Annotated in this window: 18 protein-coding genes and 2 riboswitches; of the genes, 16 read left to right on the top strand and 2 right to left on the bottom strand. The window is 30.7% G+C overall.

Annotated features, from left to right (window positions below; translation table 11 throughout):
* The first annotated feature begins 8 nt into the window (after window positions 1-8).
* From ccsB to V5E38_RS11925, 10 genes are all read left to right on the top strand, one after another.
* Complete coding sequence (gene ccsB / locus V5E38_RS11970) at window positions 9-1,175, top strand: cytochrome C assembly family protein (RefSeq protein WP_499213442.1); 1,167 nt, start codon at window positions 9-11, stop codon at window positions 1,173-1,175.
* A 235-nt stretch (window positions 1,176-1,410) separates the two neighbouring features.
* Window positions 1,411-2,130, top strand: a complete 720-nt coding sequence (locus V5E38_RS11965) for a response regulator transcription factor (protein WP_025672290.1) — start codon at window positions 1,411-1,413, stop codon at window positions 2,128-2,130.
* Complete coding sequence (locus V5E38_RS11960; RefSeq protein WP_499213441.1) at window positions 2,130-3,914, top strand: ATP-binding protein; 1,785 nt, start codon at window positions 2,130-2,132, stop codon at window positions 3,912-3,914. Before V5E38_RS11965 ends, V5E38_RS11960 begins: the two co-directional genes overlap by 1 nt.
* Window positions 3,915-4,059: 145 nt before the next feature.
* Window positions 4,060-4,232: riboswitch (cobalamin riboswitch) on the top strand.
* 122 nt (window positions 4,233-4,354) lie between these two features.
* Window positions 4,355-5,314, top strand: coding sequence for an ABC transporter substrate-binding protein (locus V5E38_RS11955; protein WP_335447934.1), 960 nt, complete (start codon window positions 4,355-4,357; stop codon window positions 5,312-5,314).
* Window positions 5,280-6,332, top strand: coding sequence for a FecCD family ABC transporter permease (locus V5E38_RS11950; protein ID WP_499213440.1), 1,053 nt, complete (start codon window positions 5,280-5,282; stop codon window positions 6,330-6,332). The genes V5E38_RS11955 and V5E38_RS11950 overlap by 35 nt, the downstream gene beginning before the upstream one ends.
* Window positions 6,329-7,114 (top strand): ABC transporter ATP-binding protein, encoded by a 786-nt coding sequence (locus V5E38_RS11945; protein WP_499213439.1) that lies wholly within the window; start codon window positions 6,329-6,331, stop codon window positions 7,112-7,114. The genes V5E38_RS11950 and V5E38_RS11945 overlap by 4 nt, the downstream gene beginning before the upstream one ends.
* 29 nt (window positions 7,115-7,143) lie before the next feature.
* On the top strand, window positions 7,144-7,713 hold the full coding sequence (locus tag V5E38_RS11940) for a cob(I)yrinic acid a,c-diamide adenosyltransferase (protein ID WP_097977985.1): 570 nt from the start codon (window positions 7,144-7,146) through the stop codon (window positions 7,711-7,713).
* Window positions 7,714-7,999: 286 nt separating this feature from the next.
* Complete coding sequence (locus tag V5E38_RS11935; protein ID WP_176522614.1) at window positions 8,000-8,146, top strand: hypothetical protein; 147 nt, start codon at window positions 8,000-8,002, stop codon at window positions 8,144-8,146.
* Between the two features lie 105 nt (window positions 8,147-8,251).
* Complete coding sequence (locus V5E38_RS11930; RefSeq protein WP_499213438.1) at window positions 8,252-9,160, top strand: protein kinase family protein; 909 nt, start codon at window positions 8,252-8,254, stop codon at window positions 9,158-9,160.
* 63 nt (window positions 9,161-9,223) lie between these two features.
* A riboswitch (FMN riboswitch) is annotated at window positions 9,224-9,360 on the top strand.
* A gap of 217 nt (window positions 9,361-9,577) precedes the next feature.
* The gene (locus V5E38_RS11925; protein ID WP_025672334.1) at window positions 9,578-10,147 is read left to right on the top strand and encodes an ECF transporter S component; all 570 of its coding nucleotides are present in this window, start codon (window positions 9,578-9,580) and stop codon (window positions 10,145-10,147) included.
* A gap of 120 nt (window positions 10,148-10,267) precedes the next feature.
* Here V5E38_RS11925 and V5E38_RS11920 read toward each other — a convergent pair whose 3' ends face one another.
* Together V5E38_RS11920 and V5E38_RS11915 are read right to left on the bottom strand one after the other, a co-directional pair.
* Window positions 10,268-10,807 (bottom strand): YpiB family protein, encoded by a 540-nt coding sequence (locus tag V5E38_RS11920; protein WP_499213437.1) that lies wholly within the window; start codon window positions 10,805-10,807, stop codon window positions 10,268-10,270.
* 463 nt (window positions 10,808-11,270) lie between these two features.
* Window positions 11,271-11,519: a ferredoxin gene (locus V5E38_RS11915; protein ID WP_025672247.1), complete on the bottom strand. Its 249-nt coding sequence runs from the start codon at window positions 11,517-11,519 to the stop codon at window positions 11,271-11,273.
* Between the two features lie 320 nt (window positions 11,520-11,839).
* On the opposite strand from V5E38_RS11915, the gene V5E38_RS11910 reads away from it, so the two are divergent.
* From V5E38_RS11910 to V5E38_RS11885, 6 genes are all read left to right on the top strand, one after another.
* On the top strand, window positions 11,840-12,913 hold the full coding sequence (locus V5E38_RS11910; RefSeq protein WP_499213436.1) for a YpbB family protein: 1,074 nt from the start codon (window positions 11,840-11,842) through the stop codon (window positions 12,911-12,913).
* Window positions 12,900-14,417, top strand: coding sequence for a RecQ family ATP-dependent DNA helicase (locus V5E38_RS11905; protein ID WP_499213435.1), 1,518 nt, complete (start codon window positions 12,900-12,902; stop codon window positions 14,415-14,417). Before V5E38_RS11910 ends, V5E38_RS11905 begins: the two co-directional genes overlap by 14 nt.
* Window positions 14,418-14,426: 9 nt before the next feature.
* A complete protein-coding gene (locus V5E38_RS11900; RefSeq protein WP_499213434.1) occupies window positions 14,427-15,011 on the top strand; it encodes a CPBP family intramembrane glutamic endopeptidase in 585 nt (194 codons plus the stop codon).
* Complete coding sequence (locus tag V5E38_RS11895) at window positions 15,008-15,625, top strand: LysM peptidoglycan-binding domain-containing protein (protein ID WP_499213433.1); 618 nt, start codon at window positions 15,008-15,010, stop codon at window positions 15,623-15,625. The genes V5E38_RS11900 and V5E38_RS11895 overlap by 4 nt, the downstream gene beginning before the upstream one ends.
* A 112-nt stretch (window positions 15,626-15,737) precedes the next feature.
* The gene (locus V5E38_RS11890) at window positions 15,738-16,394 is read left to right on the top strand and encodes a CBS domain-containing protein (protein WP_499213432.1); all 657 of its coding nucleotides are present in this window, start codon (window positions 15,738-15,740) and stop codon (window positions 16,392-16,394) included.
* 372 nt (window positions 16,395-16,766) lie between these two features.
* On the top strand, window positions 16,767-17,417 hold the full coding sequence (locus V5E38_RS11885) for a hypothetical protein (RefSeq protein ID WP_499213431.1): 651 nt from the start codon (window positions 16,767-16,769) through the stop codon (window positions 17,415-17,417).
* The last annotated feature ends 21 nt before the right edge of the window (window positions 17,418-17,438 follow it).

The raw sequence follows: 17,438 nt of genomic DNA, 5'->3' as shown, positions 1-17,438 counted from the left end.
GGGAAAATATGTACGAGCTAAGTAGTAATTTTTTATTTATCGCGTTTATTTGTTATATTGTAGCTACTTTCTTTTTTGGCGGCTCTTTGAAAACAAATGATAATGGTCCAAATAGATGGGGTACAATTGGAATTACGGTTACATTAATTGGATTCTTATCTCAAATTACTTATTTTATTTTAAGATGGATTGCAGCTGGACATGCACCTGTAAGTAATCTATTTGAATTTATTACATTCTTTGGCATGATGTTAATTTTTGCGTTTATCATGATTTATTTTATGTATCGTTTAAATATAATTGGATTATTTGCATTACCATTGTCAATAATCATCATTGCTTATGCATCAGTATTTCCACATGAAATCAAACCATTAGTTCCATCTTTAAAAAGCTATTGGTTACATATCCATGTAACGACAGCAGCTTTAGGGGAAGCTATTTTAGCAATTAGTTTTATAACAGGACTAATTTATTTAATTAAAAATATTGATCAAAAAGTATCAACAAAGAAAACATTTTGGCTAGAAGCAGTTTTATATTTCTTAGTAACTGTTGTTGGTTTTGTTGTTATTTCAACAGCATTTACTGCATCTGGATACGAAGCAAAATATAATTGGATTAATAAAGATAAAGTACAAGAAGAAATGGTCTTTAATCTTCCATCACTTGTTGGTCCACATAAAGGTGAATTGACTACAAAAGATCGATTTGAAGCCCTTGCTGAAATGCCAGCTATGGTTAATGCTAAAAAATTGAACACTGTAATTTGGTCAGTATTTGCCGGAGCAGCATTATATACAATCATCCGTTTAATTTTAAGAAAACGAATTGGTGCATTTTTACAGCCTTTTGTACAAAAAGTAGATAGTGAATTATTAGATGAAATCGGATACCGTGCTGTAGCAATTGGCTTTCCGGTATTTACACTTGGTGGACTAATCTTTGCTATGATTTGGGCTCAAATTGCTTGGACAAAGTTTTGGAGCTGGGACCCAAAAGAAGATTGGGCATTAATAACATGGTTATTCTATGCAGTATTCTTACATCTGCGTTTCAAACGAAATTGGCAAGGTGAAAAGTCTGCTTGGTTAGCCGTACTAGGATTTGCGATTATTATGTTTAACTTAATTGCTGTTAACTTAATCATTGCAGGCTTACACTCTTATGCGTAATTAATAAAAAGCCCTGTAAAGGATAAACTTTCCTTTACAGGGCTTTTTTTCTAATTTATATTTTCGATCTACATGAATTAAAATTTGGTTCCCTCGAAATGGTACACTTACTTCCTAGTTTTTTTTCACTATTTTATGGAAATAATAAATTCTAAGAATTATGTAAAAATGTTCACAAATTATACTAGAATATACAATTTTTATTATGTAGAATTATGAAGAGGGGGTCGAAATTATGGATCAAAATATAAAAATATTAATAGCAGATGATGAAGATCGTATTAGACGATTATTAAAAATGTATTTGGAACGTGATGGTTATAGTATTGATGAGGCTGAAAACGGCGAGGATGCTTTAAATTTAGCATTGAAGAATGAATATTCCTTAATTGTATTAGATTTGATGATGCCTAAAATTGATGGAATTGAAGTTTGTAGGGAATTACGAAAAACAAAAACAACTCCTGTGATCATGTTAACGGCAAAAGGAGAAGAAACAAACCGTGTTCAAGGTTTTGAAGTAGGGACAGATGATTATATCGTTAAACCATTTAGTCCGCGTGAAGTCGTTCTTCGAGTTAAAGCTCTATTAAGACGTTCTTCCCCTGTACCAGTATTTACTTCCGACAATTCTTCAGCGAAGGATATCGTAGTGTTTCCGCATCTAACGATTGATAATGACGCGCATAAAGTAATTGTTGAAGGGGAAGAGATCAGTTTAACGCCAAAAGAATACGAACTACTGTTGTTTTTAGCTAAGGCACCTGACAAAGTATTTGATCGTGAAACATTATTAAAATCAGTTTGGCAATATGATTTTTTCGGAGATTTACGTACAGTAGACACACATGTAAAACGTCTGCGAGAAAAACTGAGTAAAAGCTCTGAGGATGCTGCGAAAATGATCGTCACTGTTTGGGGTGTCGGTTATAAATTTGAAGTAGGTCAGGAGTAATGATCGTAAGAAGTTTAGTTGGAAAGCTTTGGCTGACAATTATCTTACTAGTCTCTCTTGTATTATCATTCTTGACCTTTGTCTTAATAGGATTTTTTGAAAAATTTTATATTGACCTTCAAGTACAAAATATGAAGGATGATGCCACAAAAATTGCACAATTAATAGAAAATGGTCAACCACTCTCCGATATTGAGTATTTATCAAATAATATTGTTAGTAGATATTCAAGAGTAATCATTTCTATTGACGGTCAAGAGCCATGGTATTCAAATAATACATATGGAATACAGGAGCTACCATTTAAAGAAATTAAAAATGATGAAATCTTAAATAAAACGTTAACTGATCATAAAGAGGTCAGTAAAAGACTTGTTTATGGTGAAAATAGTGAGAGAGAAAAATTAGTAGTAGGTGTTCCATTACATACAAACTCAAAAAATGGAGCTGTATTTATATACCAAACATTACAACCTGTAAAAGTGATGATTCACCAAACGACTAATTTTGTCTTGCTCGCGGCATCGATTGGGATCGTGTTAACAACATTTTTCTCATTCTTTCTTTCTTCTAAAATTACAGCTCCTCTTAGAAAGATGAAAGAAGTTGTAAGTAGTATGACTTCAGGGAATTTTAATGTGAAAGTACCAATCCATTCAAGTGATGAAATTGGAGAACTTGCGTATTCATTTAACAAGATGAGTAAACAATTAAATTTTAATATGAATGCATTAAAACAAGAGAAGGAGAAGGTTTCTAATATTATTACAAGTATGGTAGATGGTGTAATTTCGATTGATAAAGAAGGTCAAATCGTGACATCGAATCCACCAGCTGAACGCTTTTTGAAAATGCTTAATGATGATCAATTTGAAGAACCTTCTTCACTTGTTTTAACGAAGGAACTATTAGATTTATTTGTATTAGTCGTCGAAAGTGAGAAAAAGCAATTTATAGAATTAAATTTCGATCAAGGCAATTGGCAAGTTTTAATGTCGCCTCTTTATAATCAAACAAATATAAGAGGCGTTGTAGCGGTGATTCGTGATGTTACAGAACAAAGACGGTTAGAAAAGATGAGAAAAGATTTTATAGCGCATGTTTCTCATGAACTACGAACGCCTATTTCCTTATTACAAGGTTATAGCGAAGCGATTGTTGATGGTGTAGCAGAATCCAAGGAAGAGATGCAAGAATTGTCACAAATCATTTATGATGAGTCACTTAGAATGGGTCGATTAGTAAATGATTTGTTAGATTTAGCAAGAATGGAGAACGGATTTACTGAATTAAATAGAGACTTCGTTCCTCTAGTACAATTTGTTGATCGGATTTTACGCAAGTTTAAAGGTTTAGCAAAGGAAAAAAATATTAAGTTATTTGGAGAAATCGACAACATTCCGCATTTAAATATCTACATAGATGAGGATCGGATGGAACAGGTTTTTACAAATTTAATTGATAATGCAATAAGACATACAAATGAAAATGGAAGAATTATTGTTTCAGTAAATCAAAATGAAAGATCAACTACATTTAATTTTATTGATTCAGGTGCAGGGATTTCAAAAGAAGATTTACCATTTGTATTTGAACGTTTTTATAAAGCGGATAAAGCTCGTACAAGAGGTAGAAGTGGCACGGGTTTAGGTTTATCAATCGTTAAAAATATTGTAACAGCACATGGTGGATCGATTCAGGTCTATAGTGAAGAAGGACAGGGAACGACATTTAAAGTTAAAATACCGCATAATTTACGAATGAACGAAAAAGATGTAGAGTAATCTTGTTTCATATAAAACATATTACCTTTAAGTTTAGAGACGATATCACTGCAAAACAAACAAAAAACAAAAAAAATTAGTAAAATAATAAACATATAAAGAAAATAATTGAATTCTTACCAAATTTATCTTACGATTGAATTAATGAAATATTGATGAGTTTAGTGCAAGTATTGCTTAAAAGGGAATCTGGTATAATCCAGAACTGTCCCCGCAACTGTAATGTGAACGAAACGAATAGCCACTGTTCTTTAAGAATGGGAAGGTCGGAGTAGGTTGAAACAAAGTCAGTAGACCTGCTAAATTCATCCTTGTTCAATTCTTCGGGGAGTAAGAATTTGAAGCAGCAGTTGCAAGAATTCTTGTATTTATATGTTGTTTCAGCCCCATTCAAAATGAATGGGTTTTTTTATGCTTTCCAAAATAATAGGAGGATTTAAATGAAGAAGTTTTTATCAAGTTTTATCATTATGTTATTGTGTTTAGGATTATTTGGTTGTAATAATGATACCACACAAAAAAAATCGAATGTAAGTAAGAGTGAACAAGCAACTTTTCCAATGACTGTAAAAGATGCAACGAACAAAGAAGTTAGCTTTAAAGAGGCACCTAAAAGAATCGTATCACTTATTCCAAGTAATACTGAAATCTTGTTTTCTATTGGTGATGGCAAGGATGTAGTAGGGGTAACAGATTTTGACAATTATCCAAAAGAAGTAAAATCAATTGATAAAGTTGGCGGAAATAATGCCGATATGACTTATAATGTTGAAAAAATTATTTCATTAAAACCTGATTTAGTTTTAGCGCATGAATCAAGTTTAGGAATTTCTGCTGACGGTTTAGAACAGATCAAACAAGCGGGGATTAATGTTTTTGTTGTAAAAAATGCTGCAACTATTAATGACGTGTATGATACAATTCAACAAGTTGGAGAAATAACGGGAAAAACTGAGCAATCGAAAAAAGTAGTAACTGGTATGAAAACAAAATTAGATGAAATTAGCAAAAAAACAGCTAAAGCAAATACAAATCCAAAGGTTTGGCTTGAAATATCAGGACCACCTGAAATATATACAGCAGGTAAAGGTACGTTCTTAGATGAAATGCTTTCGATTGTTCATGCTAAAAACGTAGCTGAAAGTGAAAAAGGTTGGGTTAAGTATAGTGAGGAATCAGCTATTAAAGCGAATCCTGATGTGATTTTAACTACTTATGGATATTATGTTCCAAATTTAGAAAAAACTGTAATGGCTAGGAAAAACTGGCAAACAGTAAACGCAATTAAAAATCACCGTGTATATGATGTTAATTCAGATACAACATCTAGACCTGGTCCAAGACTTGCAGAGGGAGTCGAAGCAATTGCAAAGGCGGTTTACCCAGAGCTTTATAAATAATACATATTTAATCTTTTTAATTCCATTTATCTTATTAATTTTTTTATTTATTTTAGGGGTTTCGATTGGGTCTACATCGATTCCCTTTTCTTCTATTATTTCTAGCTTTTCAGATGCTCTATTTAAAACTGATTATGTTCCAGCTGATATTCAAACAATTGTCATGAATATACGAGTGCCAAGGGTAATGTTAGCTGGATTAGTCGGTGCTAGCCTTTCGTTGGCAGGTGTTGCATTTCAAGGAATACTTAAAAATCCATTAGCTGATCCTTTTACATTAGGTGTCTCTTCAGGTGCCTCTGTAGGAGCAGTGGTTGTTTTATTTTTTCAAATAAGCTTACCTTTTGTAACTTATTTTACTTTGCCAGTTGTTAGTATATTATTTGGATTTGGAACACTCATCTTATTATTACTATTTGTTCGAAAACTAGATCCATCTCTTAATGTAGAGACAATCATACTAGGTGGCATTATAATAAGTTCGTTTTGTTCTGCATTATTATCATTATTTATAACTTTTTCAAATAATGAATTACGTACAGTAATTGGCTGGTTAATGGGTAATATCGGTGGGAGGGGCATTCAGTACTCTCTTAGTTTATTACCGTTTTTAATCATTTCTTTCTTAATTTTATTTAGTCAAAATAGGCAGCTAGATGCGATGACATTTGGTAGCACAAATGCAAAACATATTGGAATTGATGTAAAAAAATCCACTTATTTAATTTTGTTAACTGGTAGTATTTTGTCTGGTGCAGCAGTAGCTGTTTCTGGAACAATTGGATTTGTAGGATTAGTTGTTCCGCATTTTACTAGAACTTTGGTAGGGCCATTACATAAAAAATTACTTCCATTATCAATGATCAATGGCGCAATATTTTTAATCGGGTCGGACATATTATCAAGAGTTGTATTAGCCCCAAGAGAGTTACCAATCGGGGTAATTACTTCATTAATTGGTGCTCCAATATTTGCATTAATATTACTATCTTTGAAAAGAAATAGGGGAAAAGTATGATTAAATGTCAAGATATCTCATATTCATATGATGGAATTCATACTGATTTGGATGAACTGTCTTATTCTATTAATCAAGGAGAATGGCTAGGAATTATTGGTCCAAATGGGAGTGGAAAGTCAACGTTTTTAAATATTCTTAGTGGACTTTTTAAACCGTCTAAAGGAAATGTCATGTTAGATGGAGAATTTGTATCTAGTATGTCTAATAAACAAATAGCAAAAAAAATTGCTGTTTTATCACAACAAAATTCCTATACATATTCTTATGAGGTAAAAGAAACAGTTAAACTTGGACGTCTTGCTCATTCGTCTTCCTTTTTTCCTAGCTGGTCCACAATCGATGAAACTGCAGTCAATAACGCAATGATGATGACTGGTACTAAGAAGATGGAAAAAAGCCTCATAAATGAAATTAGTGGTGGTGAGCGTCAAAGAGTATTTCTTGCTCAATGCTTTGCTCAGGAAACACCATATATTTTTTTAGACGAACCAAGTAACCATTTAGATTTAATGCATACAATTAAAATTTTAGATGTTTTAAAGGAATTACAAAAACATGAGAATAAAACGATCGTAACTGTTTTTCATGACTTAAATTTAGCAAGTCTTTACTGTGATCGATTAGTAGGATTAAAGGACGGAAAAATTTATATCGAAGGAAAAACAGACTCAGTTTTAAGTGAAGATTTATTAAAAGGTTTATATGACACATCTTTTCAAATTTTAGATAATCCCGAAACAAATAAAAAAGTCATTATTTATAAAAGTAATGTATTGTAAATTAAAATTGAAAAAAGGAGAGATTTTTCATGAAAATTTATACAAAAACTGGGGATAAAGGTCAGACTAGCTTAGTAGGCAAACGAGTTGACAAAGATGATTTAAGGGTAGAGTCATACGGGACAATTGACGAAGTAAATACAATCGTTGGTTACGCAATGACATATTTAGATCATGAAGATACGAGAGATATTTACAATTCACTTCAAAAGATCCAACATGAACTATTTGACTGTGGTGGAGATTTGGCAGTAGTAAAGGATAGCATCCCTTTTAAAACGACAGAGAAAATGGTTGAAGAGCTTGAAACATTAATCGATGAATATATGGAAGCAACTCCCCCATTACAACGTTTTATTTTACCAGGTGGGTCAAAGCCTGCTGCAATCATTCATCAAGCAAGAGCGGTAACAAGACGTGCCGAAAGAACGGTCGTAACATTAATGAAGCAAGAAAATATTCATCTTCCAGTATTTTTATATTTGAATCGATTATCTGATTATTTCTTTGCACTTGCAAGGTTAATCAACACACGTTTAAATATTAAGGATGTAGAATACGAGCGAGGAGCAATCGTATTTCGAACTGATAAAAAATAAATAAGAAAAATAGTGATTGAATAGTTAAATTTTTCTAATCAATCGCTATTTTTTTGTATAAATAAGATTTTTCCATCATAGAATGATTGAGTGTATGTTTAGTAAAAGTACTTCTTGTCGTTTACATTTTCGATTTGCTCAATACATCTTAAGTAATATACATAAGAGTTAAAGGTTTGAAATGAGTAAGTAGCTTTGTCCAATTTTTTTTTGAATTACCAGTTGATAGTCCACGAGTTATTGGGCAGATTAGACACTTTTTACATTTTCAGGTGGGAGGTAAATAATGTTTGATTTTCTTAGGAGATGTTTGTTGATTGTGGTGTTTGTTTTAACGATTGGCCTTTTATTTATCGGAGGAAATCGAGAAAAATTAAAGGATATTATATCAGATAAAAATTTTCATGAATTAAAAATAGTTTCAAATCCTTAATAATAGTATTTGTTCTTAGAACTTCTATTTTAAATGTAATTTACTAATAAATTTGGTAAAGTACATTTATATGTGAAGTTCTATTTTTGATTTAAGGAGAAAAAAATGACTAATATATGGGATCCAGCAATTGTAATGGAAGAGGAATTAGCGAAAGAAATAGTAAAGATACAATTTCCTAAAATAAAAATAAACGTAATAAAAAAAATTGGCGAAGGATTTGATAATACTGTTTTTTGTTTAAATGATGAAATTTTACTAAGATTTCCGCGAAGAGAAATAGCTGTAGCAATTTTAAACGTTGAAAGAAAATTACTCCCAATTATATTTAATCATTTTGAATTGAAGACTACAGTACCAATACTCGATGGAAAACCATCTGAATTATTTCCTTGGCCATTTTTAGGATATAATTTCATAGCAGGAAAGCCTCCAACTAATTTAAATAGGACTGAGAGAATTTTAATGATTGAACCAATCGCGAATTTCTTGAAAAATTTACATTCAATAAATTTCGATGAATTAAAGGATATTAATTTACCGTATGATGAGTTGAAGAGATTAGATATAAACTTCCGTAAACCTCAGGCTAAAAAATATATACAACAGGCAATACAGAAGAAACTAATTGAAGATAAACAGAAAATTAATCATTATATTGAAAGCTTAGTCGAAATAAAAAGTGAGACACCATTAGTACTTGTTCATGGTGATTTACATTTTAAGAATATGATCGTCAATGAACAAAACCAACTTAAAGGAATTATTGATTGGGGTGATGCTCATATCGGACATCGTGAATTAGATTTATCAATTATTTATAGTCTAATTCCGAACGATATGAGAGGGAAGTTTTTTGAGACTTATGGTAATGTATCGGAAGTGTCAAAGAAACTAGCACAGTTTAGAGCCGTCTTTACAACAGTTATGCTGTTGTTATATGCGGATGATCAAAAGGATGATTCGTTGGTAAGTTTTTGTCAAGAAAACCTAAGTAATGCTTTAAATGATTAGCCAGAGATTTTTATTTACAAACTGTATTTAATTTAGTAACATTAAACTGTAATTTAATAAACGATCTATCTTCGGGGCGGGGTGAAATTCCCCACCGGCGGTAATTAAGCATTGCTTATAAGCCCGCGAGCCTGATTTTTTGGGCAGGATCTAGTGCGATTCTAGAGCCGACAGTATAGTCTGGATGGGAGAAGATGGAGGTTCGCAAGTTCAAAAAATTATTTCTTTTTGAACGCTTATTTGGCGTGCTGAAAATTCTCCCCTATTTCGAAAAAATAGGGGATTTTATTTTTTTGCATAATTTTATACTATTTTTCATTTTTATTTCGGACTTATTATAATATGTGCAAATAATAACGCAACTTAAGCGAACCTTTCATTTTTCTTGATATGATCGGGAAAAAGGAGAGAGGTAATATGCAACAACGCAACAAAGTAAATAAAATGGTGATAGTGGCAATGCTTAGCAGTATTTCTTATGTACTCATGATGCTGTACTTTCCACTTCCTGCATTTCCAGTATGGCTTACAATTGATTTTAGTGACGTACCTGCATTAATAGGAGCAATTGTTTTTGGTCCAGTAGCAGGAATAGGAATAGAGTTAATAAAAAACATTCTACATTATGTGATTAATGGTAGTATGACTGGTGTACCAATTGGAGAATTTGCTAATTTTAGTGCGGGAGTATTATACATTTTACCTGCGTCGTATTTTTTTAGAAAATACCGTTCAGTAAAAGGGCTAACTCTTGGATTAATCGTTGGTACAGTTGTGATGACTGGGATATTAAGTCTTTTAAATTATTTCGTGTTATTACCTGCATATGCACATTTCATGAATTTTAAGCTACCAAATGAAGTAATTGTTGCATCAATTATGCCATTTAATGCAATTAAAGGTTTATTAATCATGATCTTATTCTTAGTTATCTACCCAAAATTAAAGGTTTGGTTAACTCAAAGAATGAATGTCCATAACGTATAAATAAATGAAAGTGTCTACTAAATTTTGGTAGACACTTTTTTGTTTTTTGAGTACCTTGGATGAGAGATATCAATTTCTAAAAAAAGAGAACCATCTATCAAATGATAGATGGTTTATTTGTTAGTTTAAGTTTATTAGCTGAGAAGATAACAAAAGAAATTGTTGTTCGTCTCTCTCATCTAGTGCTTTATCAATTTGATGAAGAAGAAGTGTGTGTATAGTTTGAGCTATAAGAGATGAAAGAAACTCATCGATTTCTGTTTGTAGTTCCTCGTTGGGTTCAAAGGTAGTCGTCGAAAACGGATTAATATCTAAGATCAAAGCGTACTCGATCGGCATCACATCAAATAACAACTCAATATAAAACTTTGTTTCCTTCCCATGTAATCGAAGTTTATGGTAAATCGTTTCTGATGACAAATCGACCTTTTTATTCTTTTCATAATAAGAAAACTGAGGATATGAGTAGTTATCATTTCGAAAATTAAAGACAATGCCATTTGGTGTACTTTTTGCATCTTCGATAAACGAGATGTTTGCTAGTACTTCATCAACAGCAAGGAGATATTGTAAAATCAATTCGATGTCTTTTTTTACTTGTTTTTTCTCTAATAACTTGTTTAAAAACGTCTTTTTCTCGGTAATTGTCATCTGTTCCATGCTGTTCATCCTCTCATGATGTTTTATTTATTATAGCCAGTTATTAGATAATTCTGAATATGTAAAATAAGGAAATAATTTGTATCAAGACTTTGGGTGCACTGTCTTCATTTTTTAGGAAAAGGTTTTATAAGTTCGAATTCAAGGCGATTTTATTAAAAGAATTAGGTCCAGAATTTTATACGAGAAGTGATTCAGAAATATACAAGAAGCGAAGAATAGGAGATTTAAGTTAGTCGAAGTTAAAGAAGGTTTATCATCAACTAGGATTGACTTATTAGATAAAGATAATCAAGTAGCTGGTTCATTCACAATGAATTATACGCTGGTATCAAAAAGGAGAAACCTAATGCTTATAAGTGGATAATCTTTGAACGTTATAGAACACGAGCTGGTATGTTGAGCTCGTGTTTTCATTTGAAAAAATAAAAAAAGCGACGAAATAACTTCGCCGCAGTTTTTACTATTCGAATTTTAAAGCGTCGCCATCGAATGCTTCGTCAGCAACTTTGATTGAGTCTGTTGGGCATCCTTCAAATGCATCCATCATGTCATCAACTAAAACGTCTGGAATTTCAACGATTCCTTGGTTATCATCTAGAGTAACGTATGCGATCCCTTCATCATCATAGTCATAGATATCAGGTGCAGCTGCGCCACAAGCGCCACATGCGATACAAGTGTCTTTATCAACGATTGTATATTTTGCCATTGTATTGACCTCCCAAATTATTCCCTGTTTTTGTTACAGATACTATTTTTGTAATGTACCTGTAAACATTTTAAAACGGTTTCCAAAACTTTTCAATATAATTGTACAAGGTTTTGAAAAAAACGAGAAATGATGAAATCTCAAATAAAATAAATAATGATTTTTATATGTTTAAAATGGTTTGGTTATTGATACATATGATAAGCTAGAAGAAATAAAAACTATTTAGAAAAAATGCACAAATATTTTAGTACTACTAATTATTATTCGGAAAAATATTTAAATATATTAATGGAATAATTTTAATTGAGAGGTTTATGATGTTTAAGCTATCAATATTGGAGGAAATCATCCTTTTTTTACTTCATCGATATAATGGTGAACGAACGATCCAAGGTATAATGTATTTATTAAAAGGTAAACAAAGTGCTCAAATTATTCAAGATTCTCATTTTTATCAAGTGACATCATTTTTCGGACTTTTTCATTTCCTTACACATCAGAATATGCAAGAAATTATAAATGGGTTAGAGGTTAAGGGGTATATAGGTCAGTCTGAAAATAAGAATATCTATTTGTTAAATAAAAATGGTCAAGCTTATCTAGCAAATCAAAAAATACAGTTTATGGAATTTACATATATAAACGGACTAAGGTTTTCTAGTATTCAAAAGATATTTTGGAAAAGATTTTCATTATTTTTTCAAACGGTCTCCAATCTGAATATGAATTTAAAATATTTTAGGGCAGTTATTCAAGATCAAGATATACAAGATTGGGTAAAAAATGAGATTCTTAATTATACTGGGAATAAAAACGAATTAGTTAATCAATTTTACAAAGAATTGCATACAATTTTAGAAAATATAAGTAACGAAGACGCATTACTATTTGTGAAACGATTGTCTGGAGCAAATGCTTATGGCATGACTTTTGAGCAAATTGCATCAGAACACAAAGTCAGTGTTGAAAAAATTTATCTCAATTCGATTAATACTTTACATCATATGATCACTATTTTGGTTGTACCAAGCAATAATTATCCTTTGTTAAGTAAATTTGTAAATGGAGATAAGAGTACTAATATTACGAATACCTCTATTGAAACGAAGCGATTATTTACTGATGGTAAAACAATTCAAGAAATAGCTGAGATTCGCAAGTTAAAGATTAGTACAATAGAGGATCATATAGTTGAGTGTGTTTTAGGTGATAAGTTATTGCCAATTAATCAATTTATTACAACAAAGCAATTTACTTTAATAAAAAATAAAATTATTGAACTAAATACAAGGAAATTAAAAATTATTAAAGAAGCTTTATTAAATGAGGTAACATATTTTCAAATTCGTATTACTCTTGCAAGAATGGGTGATCTACATGGACCTAAATAAACTTCTATACGAAAAATTCGGTTATTCAAGTTTTCGAATTAACCAAAAAGAAATTATTAATGATTTGTTAAACTCGAAGGATGTTTTAGCAATGCTCCCTACAGGTGGGGGTAAATCATTATTATATCAATTAACAGGGCTACTTTTGCCAGGCGTTGTAGTAATCGTTTCACCATTACTTTCCCTTATGGAGGATCAAGTAGAGCAGATTAAAGCATTTGGGGATAAACGAGTTATTGCGCTAAATAGCTTTAGAAGCTTTGAGCAAAAAAAATATTTATTTAATAATATAAGCAGCTATAAGTTTATTTTTGTTTCGCCTGAAATGTTACAAAATCAATTTTTAATACAAAAGCTTTCTGCGTCTAGAATCTCGTTATTTGTTGTTGATGAGGCACATTGTATCTCACAATGGGGGCATGATTTTAGACCAGAATATAAAACTTTAGGGGAAATAAAGCGGAAATTAAATAATCCGACGGTTTTAGCTTTAACCGCTACAGCTAGCAAAAATGTACGGGAAGAAATAATCGAAACTTTACAGTTAAAACATGTTCAAAAATATATCAATTCAGTTAACAGGGAGAACATAGCAATTCAAGTTGAAAAAGTAGATTCGGAAATGGAAAAGCTGACGTCTTTAACTGATCATCTTTCTAAATTAACTGGTCCAGGTATCGTCTATTGTGGTACAAGAGCTACTTGCGAGAAAATTTCACATACCATAAGAGAAAATTTAAATTGCAAAGTCGCTTATTATCATGGTGGAATGGAACATGAACAAAGAATTTTAATTCAACAACAATTTATTCAAAATCAAATAGATATCATAGTTTGTACAAGTGCTTTTGGTATGGGGATTAATAAGCCAAATGTAAGGTTTGTTATTCATTATCAGTATCCTTCAAACATCGAGAATTATCTTCAAGAAATTGGACGAGCCGGCCGAGATGGTGAGCCAAGTATTGCGATACTAATTGTTTGTGAAGAAGATCATGAATTACCACTAAGGCTTATTGATGACGAAATCCTTTCTGTAAATCAAGTTGAGTCTTTTCTAGCGTATTTAAATAGATTAGAAGAAAATCCGATCAAATTGACTGAAACGGTCGTATCTAATTGGAAAGCAGTTTTTCAATTTAGTGAAATACAGTGGACAACGCTTCATTCTGAAATGGTTAAATTTAATGTAATCGTAGATGAAAACTTGCATTTAGAAAAAATAAATAATGACTTATTAGAATCGATTAAAGAGTTAATTTCGGAGCGAAAAAAAGTAAAATATTTAAAACTTAAAGCGATGATGGATTTTCTAGCTTCATCCACTTGTTATCGCGAAAAATATCTTTTACTTTTTGATGAAATATTAGTACAGAGACCAAAAAATTGCTGTAATATTTGTGGTATATCGTTTGAAGACTATTGTTCAACTGATCATGAGAAAAATGAAAATGATAAAGTACTTTCATGGAAACAAGAATTAAGAAATAAATTGGGGCTGTGAGGAATCTATATGGAAAGCGAATTAAACCGTCAAGAAATTCCAGTTAACTATTTGAAGAAAAGCGTATATGGTACGCAGTTTATCATTTTAGTAATCGCTATTTTATGTATTGCTTTTTTTATTGGTACAGAAAAATTTATAGATGATTTACATATATTTAAAAGTTATAAAACATATTTATATGGATTCGGTGCTGGATTCTCACTCGTCCTATTTAATATTTTATTAAATTATACGATTCCGGAGCGTTTGTTAGATGATGGTGGATTTAATAAAAGATTCTTTACGTCACTTTCAGTCCCTGAAATGACGATTCTTTGTATTTTAATCGCATTATCAGAAGAATTATTTTTTAGAGGATTTATTCAAGCTAAATTTGGACTAATTATTGCATCAGTTGTATTCGCTTTAGTTCATTTTCGATATGTGAAAAAACCAATTTTACTTACAATTGTATTAATTGAAAGTTTTTTCTTAGGATACTTATATTTGAAAACAAATAATATTGTGATAGTATTTATCGCACATTTTATTTTAGATTATGTTTTAGGAATGTATATGAAATTTAGTTTGGAAAGTGAAGACAAAGAATGAAAAATGAGCTTCAGACTAATAGTATAGCTGACTTAAGTCGAAAGAATAAAAATAGGAAATTTAAAAATAAGAAAATAAATGACCAAAATAAAGCCGTTGATTTGTTAAATCTACCACCAAGAAGTGAAACAATGAAAATAAAAGAGGATCAACGAAGGCCTTGGTGGAAAATAAAATATCCTTTAATCACTGCTTTAGTCATAATCTTTATCATGCTACCATTTGGAGTAGTGAAATTTGTACATAGTAAATACGATAAAATTTTTACTGAAAAAGGAAGTTTAATCATTCCTTCAAATAAATTTGAAAAGGTTGAATTAGCAACTACCGATCATTTAAAAAAACAAAAAAAAGATGACTCACAGAAAAAAGCTCCAATCAAAAAAGAGATAAAAAATATAATAAAACCCCAAACAGATTCAAGTGAAACTGTAGGTGTTGAAGAGATTAATCACGAAGTTCAAAGAGGGGAAACATTATTTACTATTTCAATGAAATATTATGGTAATCGTGATGGAGAAGAAATTATTCAAGATGCAAATCATTTAAATGGGATCGAAGTGAAGCCCGGCCAGATATTAAAAATCCCATTGAATGTTGATGTGGATAAATAAGGTTAAGTAATATATAAAATCCAATGAAATTGAAATTCGAAATCTAGACAAATTCTCTTTAATCGGATGCTTTCTTTTTATGTTATAAATAGAGTGAAGGGAGTGTTAAAGAGTGTTAGCAAAACATCGAATGCTTCAAAAACATCAAGTCATAACGGTCCAATCAAATGATACTGTAGAAAGTGCAATAAAACTTTTATTGGAAAAGCAAATTGATAGTGTACCCGTATTAGCGGGTAATAAATATATTGGAATGATTTCTCAAGCAGAGATTTATAGAAGTTGCTTTTATAATGAATTACCAAAAGAAGAATATATTACGATGATAAAAATAGGTGAAATCGCAACACATAAAACAATTTATGTTAAAGCGGATGAGCCATATGAAGATACAATGAATTCGTTAAAAAAATATCCATCAATTGCGGTAGTTGATGATGAGAGAAATTTTGTTGGACTAGTTATTAGATATGACGTAATTGAGATTTTTCAAGAAGTACTTGGAAAGGACTGTCGAGGAATAAGAATTTCAATGACAAGTATGGAGAAGGAAGGGCAATTAGCAAGATTACTTGAGTATCTTCACCATTTTAGGATTAATATAATTTCGCTAGTAACTTTTGATTCAAAAGATCATTTATTAAGAAGAATTGTCTTAAAAATAGATGATAATAAAAATATCGATAAAATTTTACGTAAATTTGAAGAACTTGGTCTAAGAATAGTATCTGTTACGAATGAAATAGAAAATTCTACAGTTAAACACTAATATTGAAAATCTGTTTTTCAATTTTTTTGAAACTAAATATTGATTAATGCTCTTATTTTGCTCATACGAAAATAGACTTTTCAAAACGATTAAAACATAATTCACTTAAATTAAAAACTTATGCCCATTTTGTATCATCGGACATAAGTTTTTTTGTTGTTTAAAATTTTTCAATTTCTACTAGTTTTTGTATAATAAAAAAAAGCACTTTGAACAGAAACAAAAAGAAATAAATTAAGTTGATTTTTTGAATGAAGTAAAATCAGAGAAACTACTGACATTTACTTCATTAATGGGTTAAGTTACAAGGGGGAAATTAAAATAAAAATAATATCATTGATCGGATTCGTAGTAATTGTAGCAATTATTCTGTTGATTAATCGAAAAAGTAAGCTAGAAATTATACATAAAAAAATTAAAATAAATAATTTAGATGATTCATTACAGTCAATTCAGCTTATATGGATTCCAAATATAGGCGATATTCCTTTTAAATTGAGTGAGATTGAAAAAATTTGCAATCATAATACATTAATTCTTTTAAGTGGTTACTCAAAAAAGAAGTCAAAAAAATATAAAGATGAAAACATTCACTATTTATCTTCTATTGCTCCTGTCTATTTTTTGTGGAATGATTTTGACTATAGTGGCAATTATAGGGATCTAAATGCATTATTACTAGATTGTAAAGTTACAATTTTAGAAAATAAAAGTGCTTCATTTGAAACTGAAAATGGTACGAAGTTTTCGATTGTTGGTTTAGATGATGTGAAAACAAAGAGAGATCATTTAGACTTTGCACTTGAAGAGCGTTATGAAGATGAACTTAGTATATTAACAAGCTATACTGAAGTCACGGATAGTCATCGTAGTAATTTTGAAAGTATTCAAGTTTATCTGTTTGAAAGAAGTCAATTAAATGTACATCGTAATCAGAAAACGGTATATTTGGAGCTACACAACAATAAAGGAATTCGCAAACAAAACACAATAACAGTTCTAAATTTTGAAGTTATGAAATAAGTGTTTGTTGTTTACATGCAG

This window comes from Rossellomorea sp. GAMAL-10_SWC, assembly GCF_049568075.1.
GTDB lineage: Bacteria > Bacillota > Bacilli > Bacillales > Bacillaceae_G > Gottfriedia.
The sequence above is the reverse complement of the archived record's forward strand: the minus strand, read 5'-3'. Positions and strand labels throughout refer to the sequence as shown.

Bases quoted from the DNA above. Each gene is read 5' to 3' on its own strand.
- ccsB (WP_499213442.1), top strand. From the start codon at position 9: ATGTACGAGCTAAGTAGTAATTTTTTATTTATCGCGTTTATTTGTTAT.
- V5E38_RS11935 (WP_176522614.1), top strand. From the start codon at position 8,000: ATGTTTGATTTTCTTAGGAGATGTTTGTTGATTGTGGTGTTTGTTTTA.
- V5E38_RS11960 (WP_499213441.1), top strand. From the start codon at position 2,130: ATGATCGTAAGAAGTTTAGTTGGAAAGCTTTGGCTGACAATTATCTTA.
- V5E38_RS11895 (WP_499213433.1), top strand. From the start codon at position 15,008: ATGAAAAATGAGCTTCAGACTAATAGTATAGCTGACTTAAGTCGAAAG.
- V5E38_RS11900 (WP_499213434.1), top strand. From the start codon at position 14,427: ATGGAAAGCGAATTAAACCGTCAAGAAATTCCAGTTAACTATTTGAAG.
- V5E38_RS11930 (WP_499213438.1), top strand. From the start codon at position 8,252: ATGACTAATATATGGGATCCAGCAATTGTAATGGAAGAGGAATTAGCG.
- V5E38_RS11920 (WP_499213437.1), bottom strand. From the start codon at position 10,807: ATGGAACAGATGACAATTACCGAGAAAAAGACGTTTTTAAACAAGTTA.
- V5E38_RS11915 (WP_025672247.1), bottom strand. From the start codon at position 11,519: ATGGCAAAATATACAATCGTTGATAAAGACACTTGTATCGCATGTGGC.
- V5E38_RS11940 (WP_097977985.1), top strand. From the start codon at position 7,144: ATGAAAATTTATACAAAAACTGGGGATAAAGGTCAGACTAGCTTAGTA.
- V5E38_RS11905 (WP_499213435.1), top strand. From the start codon at position 12,900: ATGGACCTAAATAAACTTCTATACGAAAAATTCGGTTATTCAAGTTTT.
- V5E38_RS11925 (WP_025672334.1), top strand. From the start codon at position 9,578: ATGCAACAACGCAACAAAGTAAATAAAATGGTGATAGTGGCAATGCTT.
- V5E38_RS11955 (WP_335447934.1), top strand. From the start codon at position 4,355: ATGAAGAAGTTTTTATCAAGTTTTATCATTATGTTATTGTGTTTAGGA.
- V5E38_RS11965 (WP_025672290.1), top strand. From the start codon at position 1,411: ATGGATCAAAATATAAAAATATTAATAGCAGATGATGAAGATCGTATT.
- V5E38_RS11945 (WP_499213439.1), top strand. From the start codon at position 6,329: ATGATTAAATGTCAAGATATCTCATATTCATATGATGGAATTCATACT.
- V5E38_RS11910 (WP_499213436.1), top strand. From the start codon at position 11,840: ATGTTTAAGCTATCAATATTGGAGGAAATCATCCTTTTTTTACTTCAT.